The sequence below is a fragment of the Sphingomonas nostoxanthinifaciens genome, from assembly GCF_019930585.1.
Lineage (GTDB): Bacteria > Pseudomonadota > Alphaproteobacteria > Sphingomonadales > Sphingomonadaceae > Sphingomonas_I > Sphingomonas_I nostoxanthinifaciens.
In genome coordinates, this window is sequence record NZ_CP082839.1 from 4,080,353 (window position 1) to 4,105,506 (window position 25,154).

Genomic DNA, 25,154 nt, shown 5'->3' on the forward strand with positions numbered 1-25,154 from the left:
GGCGCGGGGAGAAATGGTTAGGCGGCCTGCTTCTGCTCGGCGGCCGGCTGCGGGAACGGGAAACCGAACAGACGGAGCAGCTCGCGCGCTTCCTCGTCGGTCTTCGCGCTCGTCTGGACGATCACGTCCATGCCGCGAACCGTGCTGACCTGGTCGTAGCTGATCTCGGGGAAGATCAGCTGCTCCTTGAGGCCGGTCGCATAATTGCCACGGCCGTCGAACGACTTGTCCGACAGGCCGCGGAAATCGCGGACGCGCGGCAGCGCGATCGTCACGAAGCGGTCGAGAAACTCGTACATCCGCTCGCGACGCAGCGTCACCTTGCAGCCGATCGGCATGCCTTCACGCAGCTTGAACTGCGCGATCGACTTCTTGGCCTTGGTGACCACCGCCTTCTGACCGGCGATCGCCGTCATCTCGGTGGCGGCCTGCTCGACCTTCTTCTTGTCCTGCGTGGCCTCGCCGACGCCCATGTTCAGCACGATCTTCTCGAGCTTCGGGATCTGCATCGGGTTGGTGTAGCCGAACTTCTCCGTCATCGCCTTGGCGATGCTGTCGTCGTACAGCTTCTTGAGGCGGGGCGTGTAGCCATCAGCCATCGATCTTCTCCCCGGTCTTGACGGCGACGCGAACCTTCTTGCCGTCCTGGGTTTCAAACCGAACGCGCGTCGGCTTGCCGTCCGCGGTCGCCAGCGCGACCTTGGAAATGTGCATCGGCGCTTCGACCTTCTCCAGCCCGCCCTGCGGGTTGGACTGGCTCGGCTTGCGGTGGCGGGTCGCGACGTTCACGCCGGACACGATCACCTTGCCGTCCTTGGGCATCGCCTTGGTGACGGTGCCGGTCTTGCCCTTGTCCTTGCCGGACAGGACGATGACGGGGTCACCCTTCTTGATCTTGGCAGCCGACATCACAGCACCTCGGGCGCGAGCGAAATGATCTTCATGTGCCCTGCGGCGCGCAGCTCGCGCACCACCGGCCCGAAGATACGGGTGCCGATCGGCTCCCCGTTATTCTTGTTGATCAGCACCGCGGCGTTACCGTCGAAACGGATGGTCGAGCCGTCCGCACGATTGATGTCCTTGGCGGTGCGGACGATCACGGCGCGGTGAACGTCGCCCTTCTTGACCTTGGCGCGCGGTGCCGCCTCCTTGATGGAGACGACGATGACGTCGCCGACGCTCGCGAAGCGACGCTTCGAGCCGCCGAGCACCTTGATGCACTGGACGCGCTTGGCGCCCGAATTGTCGGCCACGTCGAGGGTGGACTGCATCTGGATCATGGTTCAGTCCTCCTGCTTACGCCGTGTGGGCTTCGGGGGTACGGTGGGTATCGAGCGCCTCGATCACCCGCCACGTCTTCAGCTTGGAGATCGGTGCGCATTCCTCGATGCGGACCGTCTGGCCTTCCTTGAAGACGTTGCCCTCGTCATGGGCATGATACTTCTTCGAACGACGGATGATCTTGCTGTAGAGCGGGTGCTTCACCCGGCGCTCCACCAGCACAACCACCGTCTTGTCGGTCTTGTCGGACACCACAGTGCCCGTCAGCACGCGCTTCGGCATCTGAAGTGGCTCCTTACTTGGCAGCCGAGCGCGTGCGCTCGGTCTGCAGCGTCTTGATCTGCGCGATGGTGCGGCGCACTTCCTTCACCCGGCTCGGCTTTTCGAGCTGGTTGGTGGCGGCCTGAAAGCGCAGGTTGAACTGCTCACGCTTCAGCTCGGAGAGCTGGGTGGACAGCTGGTCGTCGGTCGCGACCTTGAGATCGGCAATCTTCGCCATTGTCACACAGCCTCGTGCACGGACTCGCCCAGACGGGCGACGACCTTGGTCTTGATCGGCAGCTTTTCCATCGCGCGCTCGAAGGCGACGCGGGCGATCGGGCCGGGGACGCCGTCGAGCTCGAACAGGATACGGCCCGGCTTCACGCGTGCCGCCCAGAATTCGGGCGCACCCTTACCCGAGCCCATGCGGACTTCGGCAGGCTTGCTCGACACCGGAACGTCCGGGAAGATGCGGATCCACAAGCGGCCCTGGCGCTTGATATGGCGCGTGATCGCACGGCGCGCCGCCTCGATCTGGCGGGCGGTGATGCGATCCGGCTCCAGCGCCTTGAGGCCGAAAGCCCCGAAATTGAGCGCAGTGCCGCCTTTGGCATCGCCGTGGATGCGGCCCTTGTGGGCCTTGCGGAACTTGGTGCGCTTCGGTTGCAGCATGTTCTCTAACCTTCAAACACCGCGATCAAGACGCGGCCGATAAGGCGGGCGGAGGGCTAAAGCCTCAGCGCGCCGGACGAACTCCGGAAGTCTGCGCTTCCATCATCAGACGGTCCTGCGCGAGCGGGTCATGGCCCAGGATCTCACCCTTGAAGATCCAGACCTTGACGCCGCACACACCGTAAGCGGTGTGGGCTTCCGCCTCGGCATAGTCGACGTTGGCGCGCAGCGTGTGCAGTGGCACCCGACCCTCGCGATACCATTCGGTCCGCGCGATCTCCGCGCCGCCCAGACGGCCGGCGCAGGTGATGCGGATGCCCTCGGCACCGAGGCGCAGCGCCGACTGCACCGCGCGCTTCATCGCGCGACGGAAGGCGATACGACGCTCGAGCTGATCGGCGACGCCCTGCGCGACGAGCTTCGAGTCGATCTCCGGCTTGCGGATCTCGACGATGTTGAGGCTCACCTCCGACGAGGTCATCTTGCCCAGCGTCCGGCGCAGCTTCTCGATGTCCGCGCCCTTCTTGCCGATGATCACGCCCGGGCGTGCGGCATAGATGGAGATGCGGGCGAGCTTCGCCGGCCGCTCGATCACGACCTTGCTGATCGCGGCCTGCGGGTGATGCTTGAAGATGTACTGGCGGATCTTGAGATCCTCCAGCAGCAGCCGGGCATAGTCGGCGCCTTCCGCATACCAGCGGCTGTCCCACGTGCGGTTGATCTGCAACCGCATGCCGATCGGGTTCGACTTGTGACCCATTATGCTTCTTCCTGCTCGCGGACGACCACACGGATCCGGCTGAACGGCTTGACGATGCGCGCGCTGCGGCCGCGGGCGCGGGTCGCGAAACGCTTCATCACGAGGCCCTTGCCAACCGACGCTTCCTGGACGACCAGCGCGTCGACATCGAGATTGTGATTGTTCTCGGCATTCGCAATGGCCGAGGCCAGGCACTTCCGCACGTCGATCGCCATCGCCTTCTTGGAGAAAGCGAGGATGTTGAGCGCGTCGCCGGCCTTCTTGCCGCGGATCAGGCCCGCGACGAGATTGAGCTTGTACGGCGAACCGCGCACCGAGGTGTTGACGGCAAGGGCTTCCTTGTCGCCCACCTTGCGGGGGGATGCAGGCTTGCTCATCAGCGCTTGCCCTTCTTGTCGGCGGCGTGGCCCGGGAAGTAGCGCGTGGGCGCGAACTCGCCGAGCTTCATGCCGACCATGTCTTCGTTGACCGACACCGGCACGAACTTGCGGCCGTTGTAGACGTTGAACGTCAGGCCGACGAACTGGGGCAGGATCGTCGAACGACGCGACCAGGTCTTGATCGCCCCGCGCGTGCCGCCTTCCTGCGCCGTTTCAGCCTTCTTGAGCAGGCTCAGTTCGACGAACGGGCCCTTCCATACAGAACGAGCCATCTATCAGCCCTTCTTCTTTGCGTGACGTGACCGGATGATCATCTTGTCCGTCGACTTGTTCTTGCGAGTGCGATGGCCCTTGGTGGGCTTGCCCCACGGAGTCACCGGGTGACGACCGCCCGAGGTACGGCCTTCGCCGCCGCCATGGGGGTGATCCACCGGGTTCTTCGCGACGCCGCGGGTGAGCGGACGCTGGCCGAGCCAGCGATTGCGGCCTGCCTTGGCGAGATAGGTGTTGGCGTTGTCGGGGTTCGACACCGCGCCCACCGTGCACATGCAATCCGAACGGATGTAGCGCTGCTCGCCCGAGTTAAGACGGACCATCACCATGCCGCGATCACGGCCGACGATCTGCGCATAGGTGCCTGCGGCACGCGCGATCTGACCACCCTTGCTGGGCTTCATCTCGACATTGTGGACGATCGTGCCGACCGGCGCCTGGCCGATCTCCATCGCGTTGCCCGGCTTCACGTCGGCCTTCTTCGACGCGACGACGACATCGCCGGCGGCGAGGCGCTGCGGCGCGAGAATGTACGACAGCTCGCCATCGGCATACTTCACCAGCGCGATGAACGCCGAACGGTTAGGATCATATTCCAGCCGCTCAACCGTCGCGGGATCGTCCCAGCGACGACGCTTGAAGTCGACGAAGCGATACTTCTGCTTGTGACCGCCACCGATGCCACGCGCGGTGGCGTGGCCCTGGTTGTTGCGGCCGCCCGACTTGCTCAGGCCTTCGGTCAGCGCCTTGACGGGCTTGCCCTTGTGCAGCTGCGAGCGGTCGACGAGGATCAGGCCGCGGCGGGCCGGGCTCGTCGGGTTATAATGCTTGAGCGCCATCGCGTCAGATTCCCGTCGTGACGTCGATCGACTGACCGTCGGCCAGCGTCACGATTGCCTTCTTCGTGTCGGAGCGCTTGTAGGGAGCGCCCTTCCACTTCTTCGACTTGCCCTTCTGGACGATCGTGTTGACGCCCGTCACGGTCACGCCGAACAGAGCCTCGACCGCCGCCTTGATCTCGGGCTTCGATGCGTCGTTGGCCACCTTGAAGACGACCGCATTATGCTCGGAGAGCAAGGTCGACTTCTCGGTGATGTGGGGCGCGAGCACCACGTCATAGTGGCGGTTATCGACCGCCGCTGTCTGCTTCTTAGCCATTGAGGCGCGCCTCCAGCTTCTCCACGGCGGCGCGCGTCAGCACCAGCGTGTCGTGTTTGAGGATGTCGTAGACGTTCGCGCCCACGGCCGGCAGCAGGTTCACGCCGCGCAGGTTGCCCGACGCATTCGCGAAGCTGACGTTCAGCGCGTCGCCGTCGATCACCAGCGCCTTGTTGCCGAAGCCCAGACCGGCGAGCTGGCCGACCAGCGCCTTGGTCTTGCCGTCGGCCACGTCGAGGCCTTCGAGCACGATCAGGCTGCCGCTCTTGACCTTCGCCGAGAGCGCCATCTTCAAGCCGAGCGCACGAACCTTCTTGTTCAGGCCTGGGTTGAAGTCGCGGACGCGGGCGCCGTGCGCCTTGCCGCCGCCGATGAACACCGGAGCGCGGCGATCACCGTGACGGGCGGCGCCGCCACCCTTCTGGTTGCCGAGCTTCTTGCCCGATCGCGCCACGTCGGCACGCTCGCGCGTGCCACGAGCGGTGCCGCGGCGCTTTTCCAGCTGCCAGGTCACCACACGGTGCAGGATGTCGGCGCGCGGCTCGATGCCGAACACCGCGTCGTTGAGCTCGAGGTCGCCGGCGGCCGACGCATCGAGGTTCTTGACCTCAATCTTCATTGTCAGCCCTCCTGGCCTTCGGCGGCTTCGGGCGTTTCGACCGGAGCGGCATTGTTGGTGTTGGCGGCGACCTTCAGGCCGGCCGGCTTCGGCGCATCGGCATGGCCCGGCAGCTTGACCGCGTCCTTGACGAACAGCCACGCGCCCTTCGAGCCCGGCACCGAGCCGCGCACGAACAGCAGACCGCGCTCGGCGTCCGTACGGACGATCTCGAGGTTCTGCTGGGTGCGCTGCTTGTCGCCCATGTGGCCGGCCATCTTCTTGTTCTTGAAGACCTTGCCCGGATCCTGACGCTGGCCGGTCGAACCGAGCGAGCGGTGCGAGACCGAGACGCCGTGGGTGGCGCGCAGACCGCCGAAGCCCCAGCGCTTCATGCCGCCCTGGAAACCCTTGCCCTGCGTGCGCCCGGCAATGTCGACATACTGGCCGGCAACGAAATGCTCGGCCGAGATCTCGGCGCCGACGTCGAGGAGGTTATCCTCGGTCACGCGGAACTCGTGCACGATCGCCTTCGGCTCGACCTCGGCCTTGCCGAAGTGGCCGCGCTGCGGCTTGGCGACATTCTTGGACTTGGCGACACCCGCGCCGAGCTGGACTGCGACATAGCCGTCGCGGTCCATTTCCTTGCGCGCGATAACCTGGAGACCGTCGAGCTGCAGAACGGTGACGGGCACATGCCGGCCATCCTCCTGAAACAGCCGGGTCATCCCAACCTTCTTCGCGATCACGCCAGTGCGCATGATCCAATTCCTTCCACAACAGAGGCTCCAAGGTCGTCCCACGGAGCTTGCCAACGAAAAAGGCCTCGGTCGCCCGAAGCCCCAGCCCAACGAAACTGCATTGCCCCCGCCCGGGCTCGGTTGCTCGCCTGTTGAAGCGAGCGGCGGGGACGCAGGCGCCAGCAGAGCTGACCGGTATCCTCGTATGCCGTCATACCGACCGAAGCCGGTATCCAGTCCTCAGCGTTTCACGGCTGGACCCCGACCTGAACCGGAGCGGCGTAGCAGGGAATCACACCACCGCTACGGAAGCCGGCGCTTTACGCGAGTTTGATCTCGACATCAACACCCGCCGCGAGATCGAGCTTCATCAGCGCGTCAACGGTCTGCGGGGTCGGCTGCACGATGTCGAGCAGGCGCTTGTAGGTGCGCACCTCGAACTGCTCGCGGCTCTTCTTGTCGATGTGGGGGCCACGGTTGACCGTGAACTTCTCGATGCGCGTCGGCAACGGAATGGGACCACGGGTCAGCGCGCCGGTGCGGCGGGCGGTGTCGGCGATCTCGCCGGTCGCCTGATCGAGCACGCGATGATCGAACGCCTTGAGGCGGATGCGGATATTGCTGTCCATGATTCCTACCGATGCGAAAGAGCGATGAGCGGGGCGCCACCGATCCGCTCGTCATCCCAGCGAAGGCTGGGGTCTCGTGAGGCCGGGGCATGCCCTGCTTCGGGAGATGCCAGCTTCCGCCGGCATGACGAGAGGGCGGGGGCACCTCTCATAAAAAGCAAACCGGCCGACTCTCCGAGGAGAGCCGGCCGGCTCGTTGTTGGTGGCGGCTATATTACGCGGAGATCGCGCTGACAACCCCTGCGCCGACGGTGCGGCCGCCTTCGCGGATCGAGAAGCGGAGCCCCTCTTCCATTGCGATCGGCGCGATCAGCTTGACACCGAGCTGCACGTTGTCGCCGGGCATCACCATCTCGGTGCCTTCCGGCAGCTTCACTTCGCCCGTCACGTCGGTCGTGCGGAAGTAGAACTGCGGACGGTAGTTGGCGAAGAACGGCGTGTGACGGCCACCCTCTTCCTTCGACAGCACGTAGACCTCGGAGGAGAACTCGGTGTGCGGCTTGATCGAGCCGGGCTTGCACAGCACCTGGCCGCGCTCAACCTCTTCACGGCCGACGCCGCGGATCAGCGCGCCGATATTGTCGCCAGCCTGGCCCGAGTCGAGCAGCTTGCGGAACATCTCGACGCCCGTGACGGTGGTCTTGCGGGTGTCCTTGAGCCCGACGATCTCGACTTCCTCGCCCACCTTGACGATGCCGGTCTCGACGCGGCCGGTGACGACCGTGCCACGACCCGAGATCGAGAACACGTCCTCGATCGGCATCAGGAACGGACGGTCCAGCGGACGCTCCGGCTGCGGGATGTAGCTGTCGACGGCCTGCATCAGCTTGAGCACGGCGTCATGGCCGATCTCGGGCTGCTTGTCCTCGAGCGCGCACACGGCCGAGCCCGGAATGACGGGGATGTCGTCGCCCGGGAAGTCGTAAGACGAGAGCAGCTCGCGAATCTCGAGCTCGACGAGCTCGAGGATCTCGGCATCGTCGACCAGATCGACCTTGTTCATGAACACGACCAGGGCCGGCACGCCGACCTGACGGGCGAGCAGGATGTGCTCGCGGGTCTGCGGCATCGGGCCGTCGGTCGCGGACACGACGAGGATGCCGCCGTCCATCTGCGCGGCGCCGGTGATCATGTTCTTCACATAATCGGCGTGGCCCGGGCAATCGACGTGCGCATAGTGGCGCGCTTCGGTCTCATACTCGACGTGCGCGGTCGAGATGGTGATGCCGCGCTCGCGCTCCTCGGGAGCCTTGTCGATGTTGGCATAGCTGGTGAAGGTCGCGCCGCCGGTCTCGGCGAGCACCTTCGTGATGGCGGCCGTGAGCGACGTCTTGCCGTGATCGACGTGCCCGATGGTGCCGATGTTGCAGTGCGGCTTCGTGCGCTCGAATTTAGCCTTGGCCATTATATCCTACCTTGCTTTCGAATCTCAGGAACAGCGGACGCCCGCCATCGCAGCGGGCGCCCATAGCAGCTTTTTTAAGCTACGCCAGCCTTCTCGCTCTCAGGGCCGCCGCCTGCGCGGGCAGGCCGAGCGAGCGAGGATCGGAGCCGATTAGGCCAGCTTCGCCTTCACCTCGTCCGCAACGTTCTGCGGCACTTCGTCATAATGCGAGAACTGCATCGTGTACTGCGCGCGGCCCTGGGTGAAGGAACGCAGCGAGTTCACGTAGCCGAACATGTTCGCGAGCGGCACCTGCGCCTCGACCGCCTGCGCGTTGCCGCGCGTGTCGGTGCCCTGGATCTGGCCACGACGGCTGTTGAGATCGCCGATCACGTCGCCGAGATAATCCTCGGGAGTGACGACCTCGACCTTCATGATCGGCTCGAGGATCGTGATGCCGGCCTTCTGCGCCGCTTCGCGCATCGCGCCGCGCGCACAGATTTCGAAGGCGAGCGCCGACGAGTCGACGTCGTGATACTTGCCGTCGATCAGATGCACTTCGACGTCGACGATCGGGAAGCCGATCAGCGCGCCGGTCAGCGCCGTCTCGCGCATGCCCTTCTCGACCGAGGGGATGTATTCGCGCGGGACGTTGCCGCCCTTGACCTCGTCCTTGAAGACGAAGCCCGTGCCGCGCTCGCCCGGCTTCACCTGCACCTTGACCTCGGCGAACTGGCCGGAGCCGCCCGACTGCTTCTTGTGGGTGTAGGTCAGCTCGACCGGCTTCTTCAGATATTCGCGATAGGCGACCTGCGGGGCGCCGACATTCGCCTCGACCTTGAACTCGCGCTTCATGCGATCGACGAGGATCTCGAGGTGAAGCTCGCCCATGCCCTTGATGATCGTCTGGCCGCTCTCGGCGTCCGACGACACGCGGAACGACGGATCCTCGCGGGCGAGGCGATTGAGCGCGATGCCCATCTTCTCCTGGTCCTGCTTGGTCTTCGGCTCGACCGACAGCTCGATGACGGGGTCCGGAAACTCCATCCGCTCGAGTATGATCGGGGCGTTCTGCGCGCAGAGCGTGTCACCGGTCGTGGTGTCCTTCAGGCCCGCCAGCGCGACGATGTCGCCCGCATAGGCCTCCTGGATGTCCTCACGGCTGTTGGCATGCATCAGCAGCATGCGGCCGACCTTTTCCTTCTTGTCCTTGACCGAATTCTGGACGGTCGAGGCGGCGTCGAGCTTGCCCGAATAGATGCGGGCGAAGGTCAGCGTGCCGACGAAGGGATCGTTCATGATCTTGAACGCCAGCGCCGACATCGGCGCGCTGTCGTCGGCCGGACGCGAATCCTTGGTCTCGCCGTCCAGCTTGACGCCCTCGACGGGCGGAATGTCGAGCGGGCTCGGCAGATAATCGACCACGGCGTCGAGCAAAGGCTGCACGCCCTTGTTCTTGAACGCCGAGCCGCACAGCACCGGCACGAACGAGAAGTTGAGCGTGCCCTTGCGGATCAGTTTCTTGAGCGTCGCCGCATCGGGCTCCTCGCCCTCGAAGAACTTCTCCATCACCGCATCGTCCTGCTCGACGGCGGCTTCGATCAGCTCCTGGCGCGCGGCCTCGGCCGCATCCTTCAGGTCGTCCGGAATGTCGCGATATTCGAACTTCGCGCCGAGCGATTCGTCGAGCCAGATGATCGCCCGGTTGTTGACCAGATCGACCAGGCCCTTGAAGCCGCCCTCGATGCCGATCGGGAGATACAGGACCAGCGGACGCGCACCGAGGCGATCCTTGATCATATCGACGCAACGCTCGAAATTGGCGCCGGTGCGGTCGAGCTTGTTGACGAAGCACATGCGCGGCACGCGATACTTCTCGGCCTGACGCCACACCGTCTCCGACTGCGGCTCGACACCCGCGACGCCGTCGAAACAGGCGACCGCGCCGTCCAGCACGCGCAGCGAACGCTCGACTTCGATCGTGAAGTCGACGTGGCCGGGCGTGTCGATGATGTTGATACGATGCTCGGGGCCCTCGCCCTCCTCGGCCTTCCAGAAGCAGGTCGTCGCGGCCGACGTGATCGTGATGCCGCGCTCTTGCTCCTGCTCCATCCAATCCATCGTCGCAGTGCCTTCGTGCACTTCGCCGATCTTGTAGGACTTGCCGGTGTAATAGAGGATGCGCTCGGTCGTCGTCGTCTTGCCGGCGTCGATGTGCGCCATGATGCCGATGTTACGATAGCGGTCGAGCGGATGGCTGCGGGCCATGGGTCGGGCTTCCTTAAGGATGTGGGGAGCCGGACGGTCCGGCTCCCCACGATATAGGTGACGTTGCTGCGCTTGTCAGCCGCTTACCAGCGGTAGTGGCTGAACGCGCGGTTCGCTTCAGCCATGCGGTGCGTGTCTTCGCGCTTCTTGACGGCGTTGCCGCGATTGTTCGCGGCGTCCATCAGCTCGCCCGACAGGCGGGCCGACATGGTGTGCTCCGAACGGCCGCGCGCCGCGGTGATGAGCCAGCGGATGGCGAGCGCCTGGCTGCGCTCGGGACGCACCTCGACCGGAACCTGATAGGTGGCGCCACCGACGCGACGGCTGCGCACCTCGATGCCCGGACGGACATTGTTGAGCGCGTCGTGGAACACGCCGAGCGGATCGCGCTTGGCGCGCGTCTCGACCGTATCGAACGCGGTGTAGACGATGCCCTCGGCGACGGACTTCTTGCCGTCGAGCATGACGGAATTCATGAACTTGGTGAGCACGATATCCCCGAACTTCGGATCGGGCAGAATTTCGCGCTTCTCGGGACGACGACGACGGGCCATCGATATTTCCTTCTAATCAACCGGGCCGCTTGCAGCCCTGGATCCCGGCCCCACCAAACTTTCTTGGCGCCAGGATGAGTCCGCGCGGACGCTCCGCGCCCGCTGGCTCACTTCGGACGCTTGGCGCCGTACTTGGAGCGGGACTGCTTGCGATTCTTCACGCCCTGCGTGTCGAGCACGCCGCGCAGCACGTGATAGCGCACGCCCGGAAGGTCGCGCACGCGGCCGCCGCGGATCAGCACCACCGAGTGCTCCTGCAGGTTGTGCCCCTCGCCAGGGATGTACGAGATCACCTCGCGCTGGTTCGTCAGGCGCACCTTGGCCACCTTGCGAAGCGCCGAGTTCGGCTTCTTCGGCGTGGTGGTGTAGACGCGCGTGCACACGCCGCGCTTCTGCGGGTTCTTCTCCATCGCAGGCACCTTGGACTTGGCGATCTGCGGTTCGCGACCCTTGCGGATCAATTGGTTGATCGTAGGCATTGAAGCCTTCACCTTCCTTAGGTTACTTTACCGGACGAGAAGCACGAAAACCCGGCGGTCATGATGACCCGCCGGGCACCTGCCCAAGCCGCGGCAATGTTCAAATCGTCCGCGCGCAACCGGAACCGGCCGAGCGGACGCGCGCTCCTACGCGTGGGACAAGAACGAGTCAAGGAGAGCACACGCCGCCACCGGGCTGCTGCAAAAGCGAAATATCGCGGTTACACAAGCGCAGGATAGCGCGCCGGCTTGATCGCCGGAGACCAGAGGATGAGCAGCATCAGTTTGAAGTCCGCAGCCGAGCGCCGCCTTCCCCCGTGGTCGATGCGCTCCGACGGATGGACGTCTCGCGTCCCCGTGCCGCGGACAGTCGATCGCAATAGCTGGCTGGACCTTTCCGGACGCGGCTGGACGCTTGCGCTCATCCTGCTCGTTGTCGCGACGTTCCTCATCCGCGCGCGCTATTACGGAAATCCGTTCATCGACGTCGACGAGCAATTCTACCTGCTGACCGGCGACCGCATGCTGCATGGCGCGGTGCCCTATATCGACATCTGGGATCGCAAGCCCGTCGGCTTGTTCCTGCTCTACGCCGCGATCCGCCTGCTCGGCGGCGACGGCATCATCCAGTATCAGCTCGTCGCCTCGGGCTTCGCTGCGGCGACGGCGGTGATGATCGCCGTCATGGCCCGGCGGATCGCCCCCCCCGGCGCGGCTCTGGTGGCAGCGCTCGCTTATATTCCCGCGCTGGCGATGAACGGGGGCGCCGGCGGTCAGACGCCAGTCTTCTACAATCTGCCGATGGTCGTGGCGGCATGGCTGATCCTGAACCTCGCCGCCCGTCCGGCGAGCCTCGCGCGCATTCGGCTTCACGGCGTCGCCGCGATGCTGCTGGTGGGCATCGCCATGCAGATCAAATATTCGGCGGTGTTCGAGGGCGTCTATTTCGGCCTCACCCTGATGTGGCTGTCGTGGCGCTGTGCGCCGCGACGGGTGGAACTGCTGCTCGACGCCGCCTTGTGGGCCGGCGTGGCGCTGCTGCCGACCGTCGCCGCGCTCGCTTATTATGCCGGCATCGGCGAAATGCAGGCATTCCTGTACGCCAATTTCAGTTCGATCGCCGCGCGCGGCGCCGTTTCCCCCGATCATGAATCGAAGGATTTGCGTCACATCGTGGTGCGGATGCTGCCGTTCACGCTGCCGATCATCCTCGGTGAATGGCTGCTGCGCGATCATGGCGCCTTCTGGCGGCGGCGGTTCGACGGCACGGCCGCGCACGCATTCCTGATCGGCTGGCTCGTCGCGGCGATCATCGGCTTTGCGGCGTTCGGGACCTTCTTCAACCATTATGCGCTGCCGCTGCTGGTGCCGCTGGCGATCGTCGCCGCGCCGACCTTCGCGATCCGTTATCGCCGCGCGGGCGCGGTGATGGGGACGATCAGCCTGCTTGGCCTGTTCATCCCCTATCCGCTGAATGCCGCGAAGGACGAGCGGCGCCATGGCGGCGCCGATTATGCTGCCATGATGACGGCGCAGATCGCGCCGAACCTGCACGGCCGCTGCCTCTACGTCTTTTACGGCGAGCCGATCCTCTACCAGCTGACGCACAGCTGCCTGCCGTCGCGCTGGGCCTTTCCGTTCCACCTGAGCCTCGCGCGCGAGGCGCCGGCGCTGGGCGTCGACCCGGTCGCCGAGGCGCGCCGGATCATGGCCTCCAAACCGCCGGTGGTGGTCGATCGCATCACCACCGATGACGAGATCAATCCCGTGGTCCAGCACCTCGTCCGCGCCGATCTCGCGCGCAATTACCGGCTGGCCTGGTCGTATCGCCGTCCCGATCCGTCGATGGACGTGGATCGGATCTGGGTGCGGCGCCCGCAATCCTAGAGCGCGCCGCCTCCGCACGCATAAGGCGGAAGCCAGCAGGACCAGCCGATCGTCCAGCCGACCGCGTAGCGTGCGACCGCGCCGCGCGGCCATCGGCCCGGTAGCGGCTGATCGAACGTCACGACACCGTGCGGTGACGGAGGCCAGGGCACGTCGGCAGCGGCATTGCCGCGCCACGCCTCGCCGCCAGCAAAGTCACGGCGCGCGGCGATGGCGATGACGCGCGGCCCGGCGGCGACCTGGTGATAGTCGAAGAAATTGCGTTGCAGCCCGCCACGATCACTGATCGTCGAGCGCGCCATGTAGATCGTCTCGTCGCCAGCCGCAGGGCGGTCGAACACGACCGCGCGGGCGGGGGCGTCGGATGCCACCGGCACAGGGTAGAGCCTGATGCAGGTCAGCATCAGCACCCCAGCGAGCATGGCCCCGCTGAGCCATGGAGCGGATCGGACGTCACGCAGGAACAGCCACGCAAAGAGCCCGAACAGCGGCAGCAGCCATTTGAAATAATGGACGTTCTGGTAATACCACAGGCCGCTCGGCAGCAGATCGACATAGCCCAGCATGACGCTGGCATAGACGGCCGCCACGGCGAGAAGGCAGGCGGCGCACGCCCGCGCGCGGCTGTAGCGCAGACTGGCCGCGAGCAATCCTGCCGCGCCGAGCGGCAGCCATGGGCAGACGACGAGCAAGCCGCGCCCCTGCGGAAACCAGGGCTTGGGCTCGACCAGCAGGATGTAGCTCTTCCAGCCCAGCCAACGCAGATTCAATCCGAAGGCGGCCGACAATTGCATATAGTCGGTCGGTCGCAGGCCGTAGATCGCCAGATAGAGGAGCCCGTAGAGCGTGGCCACGCTTACCCCGCTCGCGATCGCGACCAGCGCAAAGCGATCGCGCGTCCGATCGAACACCAACGTACCGGCGCAGCAGCCCATGATAAGCAGGCTGATGACGATATCCGCCGGCCGATTGGCGGGGATCAGGGCCAGCGTCGCGCCGAGCGTGATCGCGGACCGAACGGTCAAGGCGCGCGCGGGTGTCGGACTTTTCAGCAGCGGCAATGCGCATGCGAGCGCGAGCCAGATCAGCGCTGCCGAGGGGGTGGTCGTCCATGGTTCGGCCCATCGCTTGCCGATGATCGGATAGAGGATAGTGGTCGCGAGAAAGATCGGCATCGCGATCGCGCGCGCCACGCCGAAGAGGAGCGCGACCCGGCAGAAGGAAGCGAATGCAACGAGATAGCAGGCGATATCCACGAACAGGAATGGCACCTGTCCGCTCAGGATCGTGAACGGCGCCGCGACGAGCGGATAGAAAAGCGGATACCAGTGGCGATCGGGCGAGAGATCGAACCGCGCAAACGCCTTCGCCGAGGTCAGATACAGGCTCTGATCCGACCAATGCGCCCAGTGAACCTGCTCCAGATGAAGCAGGTTGTGCGGCTTGATCGACGCGATCGCTGCCGCAAGATAAAGCATCGCCACGATGCCGACGGCGATGGAGGGCCGCCGATCGAGCAGGCCCAAAGGCGGTTCAGTCCGTCCCGGCCGACAATCGTCGTGCGCCGTCATCAGCGTCCCCCGCCTTTGGCTTGATGTAGATCGACGCGATCGACGGCCAGCCGTTGCGCAGCTCGATCTCGATCTCGGCGATCATCCGTTCGATCCGGCCGACCGCGACCGCATCCTCGAAATCGACGCTGGCCGCGACGAAGATGATCTCGGGCGCGATGTGGATCGTCACCACCTCGCCCACTGCGGTCACCTCGGGCTTGGCGGCGAGCAGGCTGCGCACGCCCTCGATCAGGCGCGGGTCGGCGCGCTCGCCGATTAACAGCCCCTTCGATTCGCGCGCGAGCATGAAGGCGACGATCGCCAGCGCCACGCCGATCACGACCGAGGCGGTGCCGTCCCAATAGGATGCACCGGTGACCTGGCTGAGCGTCACCCCGATCGCCGCCACCACCAGCCCGAAGATCGCGGCCGAATCCTCGAACAATACGATGAAGGTCGCCGGATCCTTCGAGCGGCGCACCGCCTGCCACCAGCCCTGCTCGCCCTTGGTCTGGCCGAACTCGCGCAGCGCCAGCAGCCACGAACCGCCCTCCAGCGCCAGCGACACGCCCAGCACGATATAATTGATCAGCGGCCGTTCCATCGGCTCGGGATGAAGGATGTGGAGTACGCCCTCGTAGATCGACAGGCCGGCGCCGGTCGCGAAGATCAGGATCGCGACGACGAAGCTCCAGAAATACAGCTCGCGCCCATAGCCCAGCGGATGGAGCGCGTCGGCGGGCTTCAGCGATTTCTTCTGCCCGTAGAGCAGCAGCAACTGGTTGGTCGAATCGACCACCGAGTGGAAGCCCTCGGTAAGCATCGCCGACGATCCGGTCAGCGCCGCCGCGACGAACTTGGCGACGGCGATGCCGAGATTGGCGGCGAGCGCGGCGTAGAGGACGAGCTTGCCGCCGTCGGCGCCTTCGCCATGGGCCTTGGCGCTCACGGTGCGCCGGGGCCCTTCGCGACGACACCGCCCTTGATCACCCAGGCGGGATGCTCGAGCAGGCGCACGTCCTTCAGCGGATCGCCGGCCACCGCGATCAGGTCGCCATAATGGCCCGGCGTGAGCTGGCCGACATCGGCCGCGCGATCCAGCGCGATCGCGGCGTCGCTGGTCGCGGCGCGGATCGCCTCGGCCGGGGTCATGCCCCATTGCACCATCGTCGCGAACTGCAGCGCATTCTGCCCGGCGGGGAAGACGCCGCCATTGTCGGTGCCGAAGATCATCTTCACGCCGGCGGCATGCGCGGCGCGGAACGTCTCGCGCTGCTTGCGGCCGATCTGGCGCTCCTTGTCGAGGCTCTCGGCCCAGGTGCCGTTCTTGGCGCCTTCGGCGAGAATATAATCGTCGTCATAGATATCCATGTCGAACCAGGCGCCGCGCTCCTTCGCCAGCTTGAACGAGGTCGCGTCGGCGAGGCTGGCATGCTCGATCGTGTCGATGCCGGCGCGCAGCGCATCGTTGATGCCCTCGGTGCCGTGGGCATGCGCCGCGACCTTGAGGCCGAGCATATGCGCCTCGTCGGCGATCGCCTTCATCTCCTCGAAGCTCAGCTGCTGCGCGCCGGGCGCGTCGGTCTTCGACAGGACGCCGCCGGTGGCGCACACCTTGATGACCTGCGCGCCATTCTTGTGCAGCTTGCGCACGAGCTGGCGCATCGCATCGGGGCCCGAGCCGGTATTGGGCTGGGGCAGCAGATCGCTCATCGAGGGCGGCAGCCCCTCGGTGCCGTCGCAATGGCCGCCGAGCGCGCCGATCAGGAAGGTGGCGGGCACGATGCGCGGGCCGGGGACATAGCCATGCTCGATCCCCTCCTTCAGCGCGACGTCGTTATAGTTGGACGAGCCGAGATTGCGCACGGAGGTGAAGCCTGCCTCCAGCATCTTCCGCGCATTGGCGACGCCGACGACGGTCCAGAAGGTGTCGGTATAAGCGAGGCCCTGATAGCCGCCGATCGTCGCGTCGCCGTCGAGATGGACGTGCATGTCGATCAGGCCGGGCAGGATCGTGACGTCGCCCAGATCGAGCCGCTTCGCACCCTGCGGGATCGCCGGCCGGGCCGCCGCGCCGGTCGCCAGCGCGACCACGCGCCCGTCGTCGCCGATCACCACCACCGGCGCGTCGAGCAGCACGCCCTTCACCGGATCGAGCATGTGGGCCGCCGTCACCACCGTCGCGGCCGCCACTGGCGCCGTTCCCGCCAGCAGGCACGCCGCCGCCAGCGCCATCATCCGCTTCATCCGATCCCCTTTTCGTCGCTCGTCCCTGCGTGAACGGTCGCGCGGGCGAGTGCAACGGCGCTCAGCCCTTTTTGCAGGGATCGTGCCCCCAGTTCATCAGCGAATAGCGCCAGTCCGAGGTTTCGGCGTCCTTCTCCGGCCCCTGCGCCGCGTGGCGATGGACGTAGCCGATCACCTTGCGCATGTGGGCATAATCGTCGGCGTCGAGGTCGGCGACCTTGGTCCGCCTGATCGCGACGATGCGCTTGCCCGATCTATGGCCGACGCTCTCGCCCGATCCCGCGCCGTCGGCGCCCTTCCAGCCGACGCGCTTGCTGTCGTCGCTGTCGAGCCAATGCTCGATCTCGGCGGGGGTCATGTTGACCGCCTCCTCGAAATCGGCGCGGACCTTTTTATGTTCGTCGCTCTCGGCCATGGCGGCTCCTTCCGCCGGACGGAACGAGCAAGGTCCGTCAGGGATGCGCCGCGGGCGGGATGTGCGGCGGCACGGGCACGTAGATCCGCGCAGCGAGCCCGAGATGCCCCAGCGCCGCGATCACGCCCAGCGCCACGACCACCGCGCCTGCGATCCGGGCACGCCTGATGTCGAGCGCGCGCGCGTCGACCATCAGGATCAGCGCCAGCGCGGCGGCGACCATCGACCACAGGTGATAGCGCAGGTCGCTGGCGATGCTGACCACCGCGAAGCTCGCGCTCATGCACGCCGCGGTCAGCGCCAGCGCGAACGCGAGCCGCCCCTGCGCGCTCGTCGTCCGCATGCCGGCCCAGAGCAGGCCGAGCGCCACCGCCAGCCACAGAAACGGCCAACCGAGCGGGCTCAGCGCCATCAATTTGCCGCCATCGACCAGCGCCGCGGCGGCGGGGCCGGGCGGCGCGCCGAGCCCGAGATCGTTGCGCTCCGACACCAGCGGCGGGGCGGCATCGCCTTCGCCCGGCCCGACCCAGAAGCGCAGGTTGGAATTGAGGTGGCCGGCGCGGTGCGCGGCATAAGCGAACGGGTGCGCGAGCAAAATCGCCGCCCAGTCGCGCATCAGATGCGGGCGCTGATCGTCGCCGAACGCCACCGCCTGCCCGACGAAGTCGCACTGCGCGGGTTCGCCAAAGGGGTTCCAGAAATAGGGCGAATAACAGCCGCGCCGCTCGGCCTCGCGCCACTGCGCCGCGCTCAGGCCAGGCAACGTCGCGAGCCCGGCCTCGTGCGCGGTTCCAGCCATGTCGTAGAGCGGCAAGGCGCGCTCGACCTGTGTCGGCTCGGCGCCGAACAGCCGATGGTTGATGAGCGGGCTGAGGCCGATCACCGCCACCATCGCGACCAGCGCCAGCACGGCGCGCTGCCACAGCGGCCGCGCACCCGCGACATGCGCCAAAGCGAAGGAGAACGGCACCGTTGCGAACAAGGCATTGCCACGCACCAGCGTCGCATAGGCGATCAGCACGCCGGCCAGCGCCGCCGCCCAGCGCGGCACGGCGCGGTCGTCGAGCCGCCACCACGCCACCAGCCCCGTCGCCAGGAGCAAAGCGGCCGCCATCTGCGCATCCTTGAGGATCGCGGTCGCCCAGCCGAGACCGAGCGGCGCGACGCCGACCAGCAGCACCAGCGCCGCCGCGCCGTGCCGCTGGCGACGGCCGAGCGCCGCGGCGATCAGGCCGAGGCCGCCCCACCATGCGAGCATCTGGAGCAGCAGCATCGGCTGCGTGCCCGGCCACCCCAGTCGCAGCAGCGACCACAGCCGCGCCATGATCGGCGGGTGCCAATCGGTATAGTCGCCGTCGATGCCCTGGCCGTATTGCGACACGCTGTCGTACATCGCGACGCCGGGCCAGCGCGCGGCGAGGCTGGCGATGCAGAGAAAGGCCGCGGCGGCCAGCCACGGCAGCGGCGAACGCGAGCGTTGTGCGTGGCGCTCGGCTCGGCCATCCCCGTCACCCCGGATTTGGTCCCGGGTCCACCCCTCTGCCCGGCTCACCGCGCAATCCTCTCGCGCAGGGTCACGCCGTGATGTGGATCCCGGAACAAGTCCGGGATGACACTTCGCAACTCAGATATGGATCACCCGGCCATAGGCGGCGAGCACGCTTTCGTGCATCGCCTCGGACAGGGTCGGGTGCGGGAAGATCGTCTCCATCAGATCGCCCTCGGTGGTCTCGAGCTGCTTGGCGACGGTATAGCCCTCGATCAGCTCGGTGACTTCGGGGCCGGCCATGTGCGCGCCGAGCAGCTCGCCGGTCTTGGCGTCGAACACCGTCTTCACGAAACCCTCGGCCTCGCCCATCGCGATCGCCTTGCCGTTGCCGATGAACGGGAATTTGCCGACCTTGACCTCGTAGCCGGCCTCCTTGGCCTTCGCCTCGGTCAGGCCGACCGACGCCACCTGCGGGCGCGAATAGGTGCAGCCGGGGATGTTGCGCACGTCCATCGCGTGCGGATGGCCGCCGGCGATCGCCTCGACCGCGATGATGCCCTCATGGCTCGCCTTGTGTGCCAGCCACGGCGCGCCGGTGATGTCGCCGATCGCCCAGATGCCCTCGACATTGGTGCGGCACATCGCATCGATCTTCACATGGCCGCGATCGGTGGCGATGCCGAGCGCCTCCAGCCCGAGATTCTCGGTGTTCGGCACGATGCCGACCGCGACGATGACGTGGCTATATTCGCGCGCCTCGGTCTTGCCGTCGGGCAGCTTGATCGTCGCGGTGACCGAACGGCCGGGCTTCACGTCGATTTTCTCGACGCCGTGCTTGGCCAAAATCGTCATGCCCTGCTTCTCGAACTGCTTCTGGACGAAGGCCGAGACCTCGGCATCCTCGACCGGCAGGATGCGGTCGAGCATCTCGACGATCGTCACCTTGGCGCCCATGTCCGAATAGAAGCTCGCAAACTCGCAGCCGATCGCGCCCGAGCCGATCACCAGCAGATCCTTCGGCATCTCCGCCGGCGTCATCGCGTGACGATAGGTCCAGATGCGGTCGCCGTCGGCCTTGGCGAAGGGCAGGTCGCGCGCACGCGCGCCGGTCGCGAGGATGATGTTCTTGGCGACGAGCTCGGTGGTGACGTCGCCATTCTTGACGACGACCTTGCCCTTGACCGGCACGGTGGCGACGCCCTCGACCACCGTCACCTTGTTCTTCTTCATCAGGCCCTTGACGCCGGCATTGAGCTGGCCCGCCACCTTGCGGCTGCGGTCGACGATCTTGGACAGATCGAACCCGGCCTTCTCCACCGTCAGCCCGTAGGAGGCGGCGTGGGTCATGTAATGATAGACTTCGCTGGTGCGCAGCAGCGCCTTGGTCGGGATGCAACCCCAGTTGAGGCAGATGCCGCCGAGCCGCTCGCGTTCGATGATCGCGGTCTTGAGTCCGAGCTGGCTCGCGCGAATCGCGGCGACATAGCCGCCCGGACCGGAACCGATGATGACGAGGTCGTAGCTGTCGGCCATCTGTATCTCTGCTGCTGAAAATCCGGCCGCTAGATGGCCCGCCCGCCGGGCGGGCGCAAGCCGCCTGCTAGTCTGCCCCGTCCAGCTCGAGATAATGGCGGAAGATGCCCTCGCCGAACGGCTGACGCCGGTCGCTCGCCAGATAGGCGGCGATGCCGGGCAACGCCGCGACGGCATCGTGCAGCGCGATCAGCCTGGGCAGGCCGGATTCCAGCGTGGCCATCCGCTTCGGGAATGCGAAGCGCAGCCCCTCGATCAGCTGGAACAGCGAGGTGTCGGCATAGCTCCAGTCGGCGCCGGCGAGCCACGGCCCGCGCCGCTCCAGCGCCTGCTCGAACCAGTCGAGGAATTTGGGCATTCGCGCCGTGCGGAAATCCGCCGCGCGCCTCTTCGCCTCGTCCTTCTGCTCCTCGTAATAAGCGCCGGGCGAGATCGGGTGATGCGCGTCGTGCGCCTCGGCCACCATGTCGGCGATGGTGAGCTGGCACTGGTTGACCCACAGGCGGCCCGCCATGTCCGCCGGTGCCAGTCCCTGCGTCTCGCCCAGCCACAGCAGGATGTTGGCCACCTGCGCGATCGTCATGCCGTCGGCGACGACATAGGGTGGCGCGAACGGGGCGGTATCGCGCGGGCGCTCCATGTCGGCGACGAGCCGGTCCATGCCGTCGTCACCGGCCTCCATCGCCACGTCGCGATAGGACACGTTCTTGGCCTCCAGCGCGAGGCGCACGAACTCGCCGCGGCCGGGAATACCGGGCCAATAATACAGGTCGATCATCGTCACTCTCCCGGCGCGGCGGCCTTGATCGCCAGCGCGTGAACGCGCTCCGCCAGCAGTTCGCCCAACGCCTGGTTGACGAGGCGGTGGCGCTGGACGCGGCTCGCGCCTGCAAACGCCTCTGCCACGATCTCGACGGTGAAGTGGCTTTCGCCGCGCGGATCGTGGCCGGAATGGCCGCGATGCTTGGCGCTGTCGTCGATCACGGCGAGCCGTTCGGGATGAAGGGCGGCGCGCAGCCGCGCATCGATTTCGTGGGCGACCGGGCCGGTAGGAATCTCGTTCATCGCCGCCATATAGCGCGGTTTCAGGAGGACGCGATCAGTTGGCCGAGAAGAACGAACGGCAGGCGCGATTTCATGGGCGCATCCCCGGACAGCGGTCGTGCGACCATCCGGGCTGTACCGAAGCGGGCGAGTTCCGCGCGCCGCCGATCGAGGGATCGCGCGCCGGCTTCGACGGGCCGGGGGCGTGGCGCTGGCTGTGCCTCGATCACGTGCGCGCGTTCAACGCCGGCTACAATTTCTTCAACGGCATGACCGCCGAGGAGATTTCGGCGCAGCAGCGCCCCTATGCCGGGTGGGAGCGCGAGACGCGCGCCTTCGCCGCCGCCGCGCAGGGGAGCGGCGGCCCGCGCTGGACCGATTTCGTCGACCCGCTCGACGCGATCCAGGCGCGCTTCAGTGCCGCCCGGCCGGCGATGCGGCAGGACGGGAAGCTGCTGTCCGACGCCGACCGCCGCGCGCTGAAGGTGCTGGCGCTCGACGCCGACGCCGATCGCCGCGCGCTGCGCACCCGCTATGCCGAACTGGTTCGCCGCTATCATCCCGATCGCAACGGTGGCGACCGCAGCCACGAGAAGGCACTGCAGGACGTGATCGAGGCCTATAACCGCCTCAAGTCGGCACCCGCCTTCGCCTGAGCTTGCCGCACGTCGGTCAAGGCGAAGCCGGGACGACGGCGGCCTAAGCCGAGTCGCCGCCGGCGAACCGGACCAAAACTGCCTGCAAGCTCACGTCGAGAATAACCAGACAGCTATTTCAATATCTTAAGATTTCATTGACCCTGCGATGGAATCTTGAGAGACTATTATTGGGTCTGGCAAGCATCGCAAGGGGGCGATCATGCAGCTTTCCTCTATCATCAAGTCTGCGGTCTTCTGTTCCGGCTTGGTTTCGAGCGTAGCGATAACTGCGCCAGCTTCGGCGGTGGTGACGATCGTGATGACGGGTTCAGCCACCTCGCTCACCGGAAGCTTCAGCAACACGGTGGCGAGCAGCGGCTCGTTCACGGATTATTACGAATTCTCGGTGCCGTCCGCCGGCTCCATTCTCGGCGGCGTCCTCAGCGTGAGCTTCGATCCCACCTCGGTCATCAATTCGGTCTGGCTGAACGGCACCGCATTGACGGTGTCGTTCGACAGTTCGACGAATGTTTATGTCGCCAGCTCCATGGTGCCGACGATCGCCAATCCGCAGACGTTGGCCATTGGCGGCACGGTCGGGGCAGCCGGTTCGGTGTCCTACGGCGGTAACGTCACGTTCACCGCCGCAGCGGTGCCGGAGGCGGCGACGTGGGCGATGTTCATCGGTGGCATGGGCCTTGCGGGCGCCGCGATGCGGCGCAGGACGGTAAAGGTCGGTTTCGCCTGACCGTGTCGGGTCAGCCAGCGACAGGGGCGCCTCGGTTCGGATCGAGGCGCCTCTTACGTTTGGAGACATGACGAGGCGTATCACCCGCCCGCGGTAATCCTACGGGCAACCTCTTCCAGCTGCATCGCGACGGTGCCCCAGCCAGCCTCGAACCCCATCGCCTCGTGCTGTGCCTTCGCCTCGGCGGTCCAGTGGCGTGCGGTGCCGCGATAGAGCGTGCGGTCGCCCTCGGGCGTGAATTCCATGATGGCAGTCATGAATGGCCCCTGCGGTTCCCATCCCGACCTGTAGGCGTCGGTGAAGACGATCCGGCGCGCGGGCACCACCTCGAGGAACACGCCTTCCATCGCATGCTCCTCGCCGGCGGGCCCGCGCATCACCATCGCCGATCGCCCCCCGGGGCGCAGATCGAGCGCGACCACCTCGGTCGTCCACGGCCTGGGGCACCACCATTCGCTCAGATGATCGGTGAAGGCCCGCCACACCGCGTCGACCGGCGCGTCGATCGTGCGGGTAACGACCAGATCGATGGCCGCACTCATGCTATTTCTCCTCCACAGATGCGCTCCGGCATGGTCCGCACGGCTCAGCCCGCCACCGGCGCGGCGATGTCGACGATCACGTCGAAGCCGCCGAAGATGAGGCGCTTGCCGTCGAACGGCATCTCGCCCGGCGGCTTCATGCGCGGATCGGCCATCGCTTTCTCCCATCCTGCATCGCGCGCGGCCTTGGACGGCCAGACGATCCACGAAAACGCGACGTCCTCGCCCTCCTCCGCCGCCACCGCGCGCCACAGGTCGGTCACCTGGCCGTGCGGCACGTCGTTGCCGATCGCCTCCACCACGTGAAGCGCGCCGCATTCGACGAACACGGCCGACGCCTCCTCGGCCAGCTGTCGATATGCGTCCCGCCGGCCCGCGAGAACCGGAGCCACGAACCCGTCGATATAGGTCATTCTCTCCTCCATCGGTTCTACCGACTCGTCGACGGCAGCCTGCCGCACATGGCGGCGTTTGGCGACCCGAGGCGCGCGAAGGGCGGCATCGGCGTGGCACAGCGCGAAGGATCGGCGTTGCCGGAGGAGCGGGGAGCCTCTACCGCCTTCACGCATTCCCGTCGAAGTTCACGAGACGCATCATGACCGACCTGCCCAACATCCAGCCCGACAGCCGCTCCGCCACGGTGCTCGACGCGCCCGATCAGTTGAAGAAGGTGCGCGACCTGTTCGGCATCGATTCGAACATGACGGTGCCCGCTTTCTCCGAAGTGGACGAGCGCGTGCCCGATCTCGATCCCAGCTACGTGTTCGATCCGGACACCACGCTCGCCATCTGCGCCGGCTTCGCGCACAATCGCCGCGTGATGATCCAGGGCTATCACGGCACCGGCAAATCGTCGCACATCGAGCAGGTGGCGGCGCGGCTCAACTGGCCGCTGATCCGCATCAACCTCGACGCGCATATCAGCCGGATCGACCTGATCGGCCGCGACGCAATCGTGCTGCGCGAGGGTCAGCAGGTCACCGAATTCCGCGAGGGGCTATTGCCATGGGCGCTGCAGACGCCGTCGGCGCTCGTCTTCGACGAATATGATGCCGGCCGCCCCGACGTGATGTTCGTGATCCAGCGCGTGCTGGAGACCGAGGGCAAGCTCACCCTGCTCGACCAGAATCGCGTGATCCGGCCCAATCCGTGGTTCCGCCTGTTCGCCACCGCCAACACGGTCGGCCTCGGCGACACGACCGGGCTCTACCACGGCACGCAGCAGATCAACCAGGGCCAGATGGACCGCTGGAACATCGTCGTGACGCTGAACTATCTGCCGGCGGCGATCGAGGCGCAGATCGTGCTCGCCAAATCGGGCGAATATGACAAGCCCGACGGCAAGAAGACCGTCGACCAGATGGTCAAGGTGGCGGAACTGACCCGCCAAGGCTTCATGGCCGGCGACATCTCGACCGTGATGAGCCCGCGCACCGTGATCTCGTGGGCGCAGAACACGCTGATCCTCGGCGACGTCGGCTTCGCCTTCCGCCTGTCGTTCCTCAACAAGTGCGACGAGGCTGAGCGCGCCTTGGTGGCCGAATATTATCAGCGCGTATTCGGCAAGGATCTGCCCGAAAGCATCGTCGGCAAGGCGTAAGTACCGGAGAGGCCGCCGACC

The 25,154-nt window shown here is 66.2% G+C and carries 32 protein-coding genes; 4 read left to right on the top strand and 28 right to left on the bottom strand.

Annotation, left to right across the window (positions count from 1 at the left end):
- Window positions 1-17: 17 nt before the first annotated feature.
- The 18 genes from rplE to rpsL all read right to left on the bottom strand — a co-directional run bounded on the left by rplE (window position 18) and on the right by rpsL (window position 11,437).
- Entirely contained in the window at window positions 18-599 is a 582-nt protein-coding gene (gene rplE, locus K8P63_RS19440) for a 50S ribosomal protein L5 (protein WP_223797626.1), read from the bottom strand.
- Window positions 592-909: a 50S ribosomal protein L24 gene (gene rplX / locus K8P63_RS19445; RefSeq protein ID WP_223797627.1), complete on the bottom strand. Its 318-nt coding sequence runs from the start codon at window positions 907-909 to the stop codon at window positions 592-594. The genes rplE and rplX overlap by 8 nt, the downstream gene beginning before the upstream one ends.
- Window positions 909-1,280, bottom strand: a complete 372-nt coding sequence (rplN, locus tag K8P63_RS19450; RefSeq protein ID WP_223797628.1) for a 50S ribosomal protein L14 — start codon at window positions 1,278-1,280, stop codon at window positions 909-911. Before rplN ends, rplX begins: the two co-directional genes overlap by 1 nt.
- Window positions 1,281-1,296: 16 nt before the next feature.
- Window positions 1,297-1,563: a 30S ribosomal protein S17 gene (gene rpsQ / locus K8P63_RS19455; RefSeq protein WP_223797629.1), complete on the bottom strand. Its 267-nt coding sequence runs from the start codon at window positions 1,561-1,563 to the stop codon at window positions 1,297-1,299.
- Window positions 1,564-1,576: 13 nt separating this feature from the next.
- The gene (gene rpmC / locus K8P63_RS19460; protein WP_223797630.1) at window positions 1,577-1,780 is read right to left on the bottom strand and encodes a 50S ribosomal protein L29; all 204 of its coding nucleotides are present in this window, start codon (window positions 1,778-1,780) and stop codon (window positions 1,577-1,579) included.
- Between the two features lie 2 nt (window positions 1,781-1,782).
- Window positions 1,783-2,214 carry a 50S ribosomal protein L16 gene (gene rplP / locus K8P63_RS19465; protein ID WP_223797631.1) on the bottom strand — a complete coding sequence of 144 codons (432 nt, stop codon included), beginning with the start codon at window positions 2,212-2,214 and terminating at the stop codon, window positions 1,783-1,785.
- A gap of 64 nt (window positions 2,215-2,278) precedes the next feature.
- Window positions 2,279-2,974 (bottom strand): 30S ribosomal protein S3, encoded by a 696-nt coding sequence (rpsC, locus tag K8P63_RS19470; protein WP_223797632.1) that lies wholly within the window; start codon window positions 2,972-2,974, stop codon window positions 2,279-2,281.
- Window positions 2,974-3,351, bottom strand: a complete 378-nt coding sequence (gene rplV, locus K8P63_RS19475) for a 50S ribosomal protein L22 (RefSeq protein ID WP_223797633.1) — start codon at window positions 3,349-3,351, stop codon at window positions 2,974-2,976. The genes rpsC and rplV overlap by 1 nt, the downstream gene beginning before the upstream one ends.
- A complete protein-coding gene (gene rpsS, locus K8P63_RS19480) occupies window positions 3,351-3,626 on the bottom strand; it encodes a 30S ribosomal protein S19 (protein WP_223797634.1) in 276 nt (91 codons plus the stop codon). The genes rplV and rpsS overlap by 1 nt, the downstream gene beginning before the upstream one ends.
- A gap of 3 nt (window positions 3,627-3,629) precedes the next feature.
- On the bottom strand, window positions 3,630-4,466 hold the full coding sequence (gene rplB, locus K8P63_RS19485; protein ID WP_223797635.1) for a 50S ribosomal protein L2: 837 nt from the start codon (window positions 4,464-4,466) through the stop codon (window positions 3,630-3,632).
- Window positions 4,467-4,470: 4 nt separating this feature from the next.
- Complete coding sequence (locus K8P63_RS19490) at window positions 4,471-4,785, bottom strand: 50S ribosomal protein L23 (protein WP_223797636.1); 315 nt, start codon at window positions 4,783-4,785, stop codon at window positions 4,471-4,473.
- Window positions 4,778-5,404, bottom strand: a complete 627-nt coding sequence (gene rplD, locus K8P63_RS19495; RefSeq protein WP_223797637.1) for a 50S ribosomal protein L4 — start codon at window positions 5,402-5,404, stop codon at window positions 4,778-4,780. Before rplD ends, K8P63_RS19490 begins: the two co-directional genes overlap by 8 nt.
- Before the next feature lie 2 nt (window positions 5,405-5,406).
- Window positions 5,407-6,144: a 50S ribosomal protein L3 gene (gene rplC / locus K8P63_RS19500; protein ID WP_223797638.1), complete on the bottom strand. Its 738-nt coding sequence runs from the start codon at window positions 6,142-6,144 to the stop codon at window positions 5,407-5,409.
- Window positions 6,145-6,443: 299 nt separating this feature from the next.
- Complete coding sequence (gene rpsJ / locus K8P63_RS19505) at window positions 6,444-6,752, bottom strand: 30S ribosomal protein S10 (RefSeq protein ID WP_167074487.1); 309 nt, start codon at window positions 6,750-6,752, stop codon at window positions 6,444-6,446.
- 214 nt (window positions 6,753-6,966) lie between these two features.
- Window positions 6,967-8,157 carry an elongation factor Tu gene (tuf, locus tag K8P63_RS19510; RefSeq protein WP_223797639.1) on the bottom strand — a complete coding sequence of 397 codons (1,191 nt, stop codon included), beginning with the start codon at window positions 8,155-8,157 and terminating at the stop codon, window positions 6,967-6,969.
- A 150-nt stretch (window positions 8,158-8,307) separates the two neighbouring features.
- On the bottom strand, window positions 8,308-10,404 hold the full coding sequence (gene fusA, locus K8P63_RS19515) for an elongation factor G (protein WP_223797640.1): 2,097 nt from the start codon (window positions 10,402-10,404) through the stop codon (window positions 8,308-8,310).
- Window positions 10,405-10,487: 83 nt separating this feature from the next.
- Window positions 10,488-10,958, bottom strand: a complete 471-nt coding sequence (gene rpsG / locus K8P63_RS19520) for a 30S ribosomal protein S7 (RefSeq protein ID WP_223797641.1) — start codon at window positions 10,956-10,958, stop codon at window positions 10,488-10,490.
- A 107-nt stretch (window positions 10,959-11,065) separates the two neighbouring features.
- Window positions 11,066-11,437 (bottom strand): 30S ribosomal protein S12, encoded by a 372-nt coding sequence (gene rpsL, locus K8P63_RS19525; RefSeq protein ID WP_116091428.1) that lies wholly within the window; start codon window positions 11,435-11,437, stop codon window positions 11,066-11,068.
- Window positions 11,438-11,794: 357 nt separating this feature from the next.
- Here rpsL and K8P63_RS19530 point away from each other — a divergent pair, with 357 nt between their 5' ends.
- Window positions 11,795-13,324: an ArnT family glycosyltransferase gene (locus K8P63_RS19530; protein ID WP_223797642.1), complete on the top strand. Its 1,530-nt coding sequence runs from the start codon at window positions 11,795-11,797 to the stop codon at window positions 13,322-13,324.
- Here the strand turns inward: K8P63_RS19530 and K8P63_RS19535 are convergent.
- From K8P63_RS19535 to K8P63_RS19570, 8 genes are all read right to left on the bottom strand, one after another.
- A complete protein-coding gene (locus tag K8P63_RS19535; protein ID WP_223797643.1) occupies window positions 13,321-14,895 on the bottom strand; it encodes a hypothetical protein in 1,575 nt (524 codons plus the stop codon). The two genes, K8P63_RS19530 and K8P63_RS19535, sit on opposite strands and share 4 nt — an antisense overlap.
- Complete coding sequence (locus K8P63_RS19540) at window positions 14,858-15,826, bottom strand: cation diffusion facilitator family transporter (protein ID WP_223797644.1); 969 nt, start codon at window positions 15,824-15,826, stop codon at window positions 14,858-14,860. Before K8P63_RS19540 ends, K8P63_RS19535 begins: the two co-directional genes overlap by 38 nt.
- Window positions 15,823-17,124 carry a Xaa-Pro dipeptidase gene (locus K8P63_RS19545; protein WP_223797645.1) on the bottom strand — a complete coding sequence of 434 codons (1,302 nt, stop codon included), beginning with the start codon at window positions 17,122-17,124 and terminating at the stop codon, window positions 15,823-15,825. Before K8P63_RS19545 ends, K8P63_RS19540 begins: the two co-directional genes overlap by 4 nt.
- 61 nt (window positions 17,125-17,185) lie before the next feature.
- Window positions 17,186-17,539 carry a DUF3140 domain-containing protein gene (locus tag K8P63_RS19550; protein ID WP_223797646.1) on the bottom strand — a complete coding sequence of 118 codons (354 nt, stop codon included), beginning with the start codon at window positions 17,537-17,539 and terminating at the stop codon, window positions 17,186-17,188.
- 37 nt (window positions 17,540-17,576) lie between these two features.
- Window positions 17,577-19,091, bottom strand: coding sequence for a hypothetical protein (locus tag K8P63_RS19555; RefSeq protein ID WP_223797647.1), 1,515 nt, complete (start codon window positions 19,089-19,091; stop codon window positions 17,577-17,579).
- 72 nt (window positions 19,092-19,163) lie between these two features.
- Window positions 19,164-20,561, bottom strand: coding sequence for a dihydrolipoyl dehydrogenase (gene lpdA / locus K8P63_RS19560; protein ID WP_223797648.1), 1,398 nt, complete (start codon window positions 20,559-20,561; stop codon window positions 19,164-19,166).
- A gap of 67 nt (window positions 20,562-20,628) precedes the next feature.
- A complete protein-coding gene (locus K8P63_RS19565; protein ID WP_223797649.1) occupies window positions 20,629-21,339 on the bottom strand; it encodes a glutathione S-transferase in 711 nt (236 codons plus the stop codon).
- Window positions 21,340-21,341: 2 nt separating this feature from the next.
- Window positions 21,342-21,626, bottom strand: a complete 285-nt coding sequence (locus K8P63_RS19570) for a BolA family protein (RefSeq protein WP_223797650.1) — start codon at window positions 21,624-21,626, stop codon at window positions 21,342-21,344.
- 38 nt (window positions 21,627-21,664) lie between these two features.
- On the opposite strand from K8P63_RS19570, the gene K8P63_RS19575 reads away from it, so the two are divergent.
- Window positions 21,665-22,261 (top strand): J domain-containing protein, encoded by a 597-nt coding sequence (locus K8P63_RS19575; RefSeq protein WP_223797651.1) that lies wholly within the window; start codon window positions 21,665-21,667, stop codon window positions 22,259-22,261.
- 202 nt (window positions 22,262-22,463) lie between these two features.
- Complete coding sequence (locus K8P63_RS19580; protein WP_223797652.1) at window positions 22,464-22,991, top strand: FxDxF family PEP-CTERM protein; 528 nt, start codon at window positions 22,464-22,466, stop codon at window positions 22,989-22,991.
- An 80-nt stretch (window positions 22,992-23,071) separates the two neighbouring features.
- On the opposite strand, the gene K8P63_RS19585 is transcribed toward K8P63_RS19580, so the two are convergent.
- Entirely contained in the window at window positions 23,072-23,533 is a 462-nt protein-coding gene (locus K8P63_RS19585; protein WP_223797653.1) for an SRPBCC family protein, read from the bottom strand.
- Between the two features lie 44 nt (window positions 23,534-23,577).
- Complete coding sequence (locus K8P63_RS19590; protein WP_223797654.1) at window positions 23,578-23,946, bottom strand: DUF1428 domain-containing protein; 369 nt, start codon at window positions 23,944-23,946, stop codon at window positions 23,578-23,580.
- Between the two features lie 182 nt (window positions 23,947-24,128).
- On the opposite strand from K8P63_RS19590, the gene cobS reads away from it, so the two are divergent.
- Complete coding sequence (gene cobS, locus K8P63_RS19595) at window positions 24,129-25,133, top strand: cobaltochelatase subunit CobS (RefSeq protein ID WP_223797655.1); 1,005 nt, start codon at window positions 24,129-24,131, stop codon at window positions 25,131-25,133.
- Window positions 25,134-25,154 lie beyond the last annotated feature (21 nt).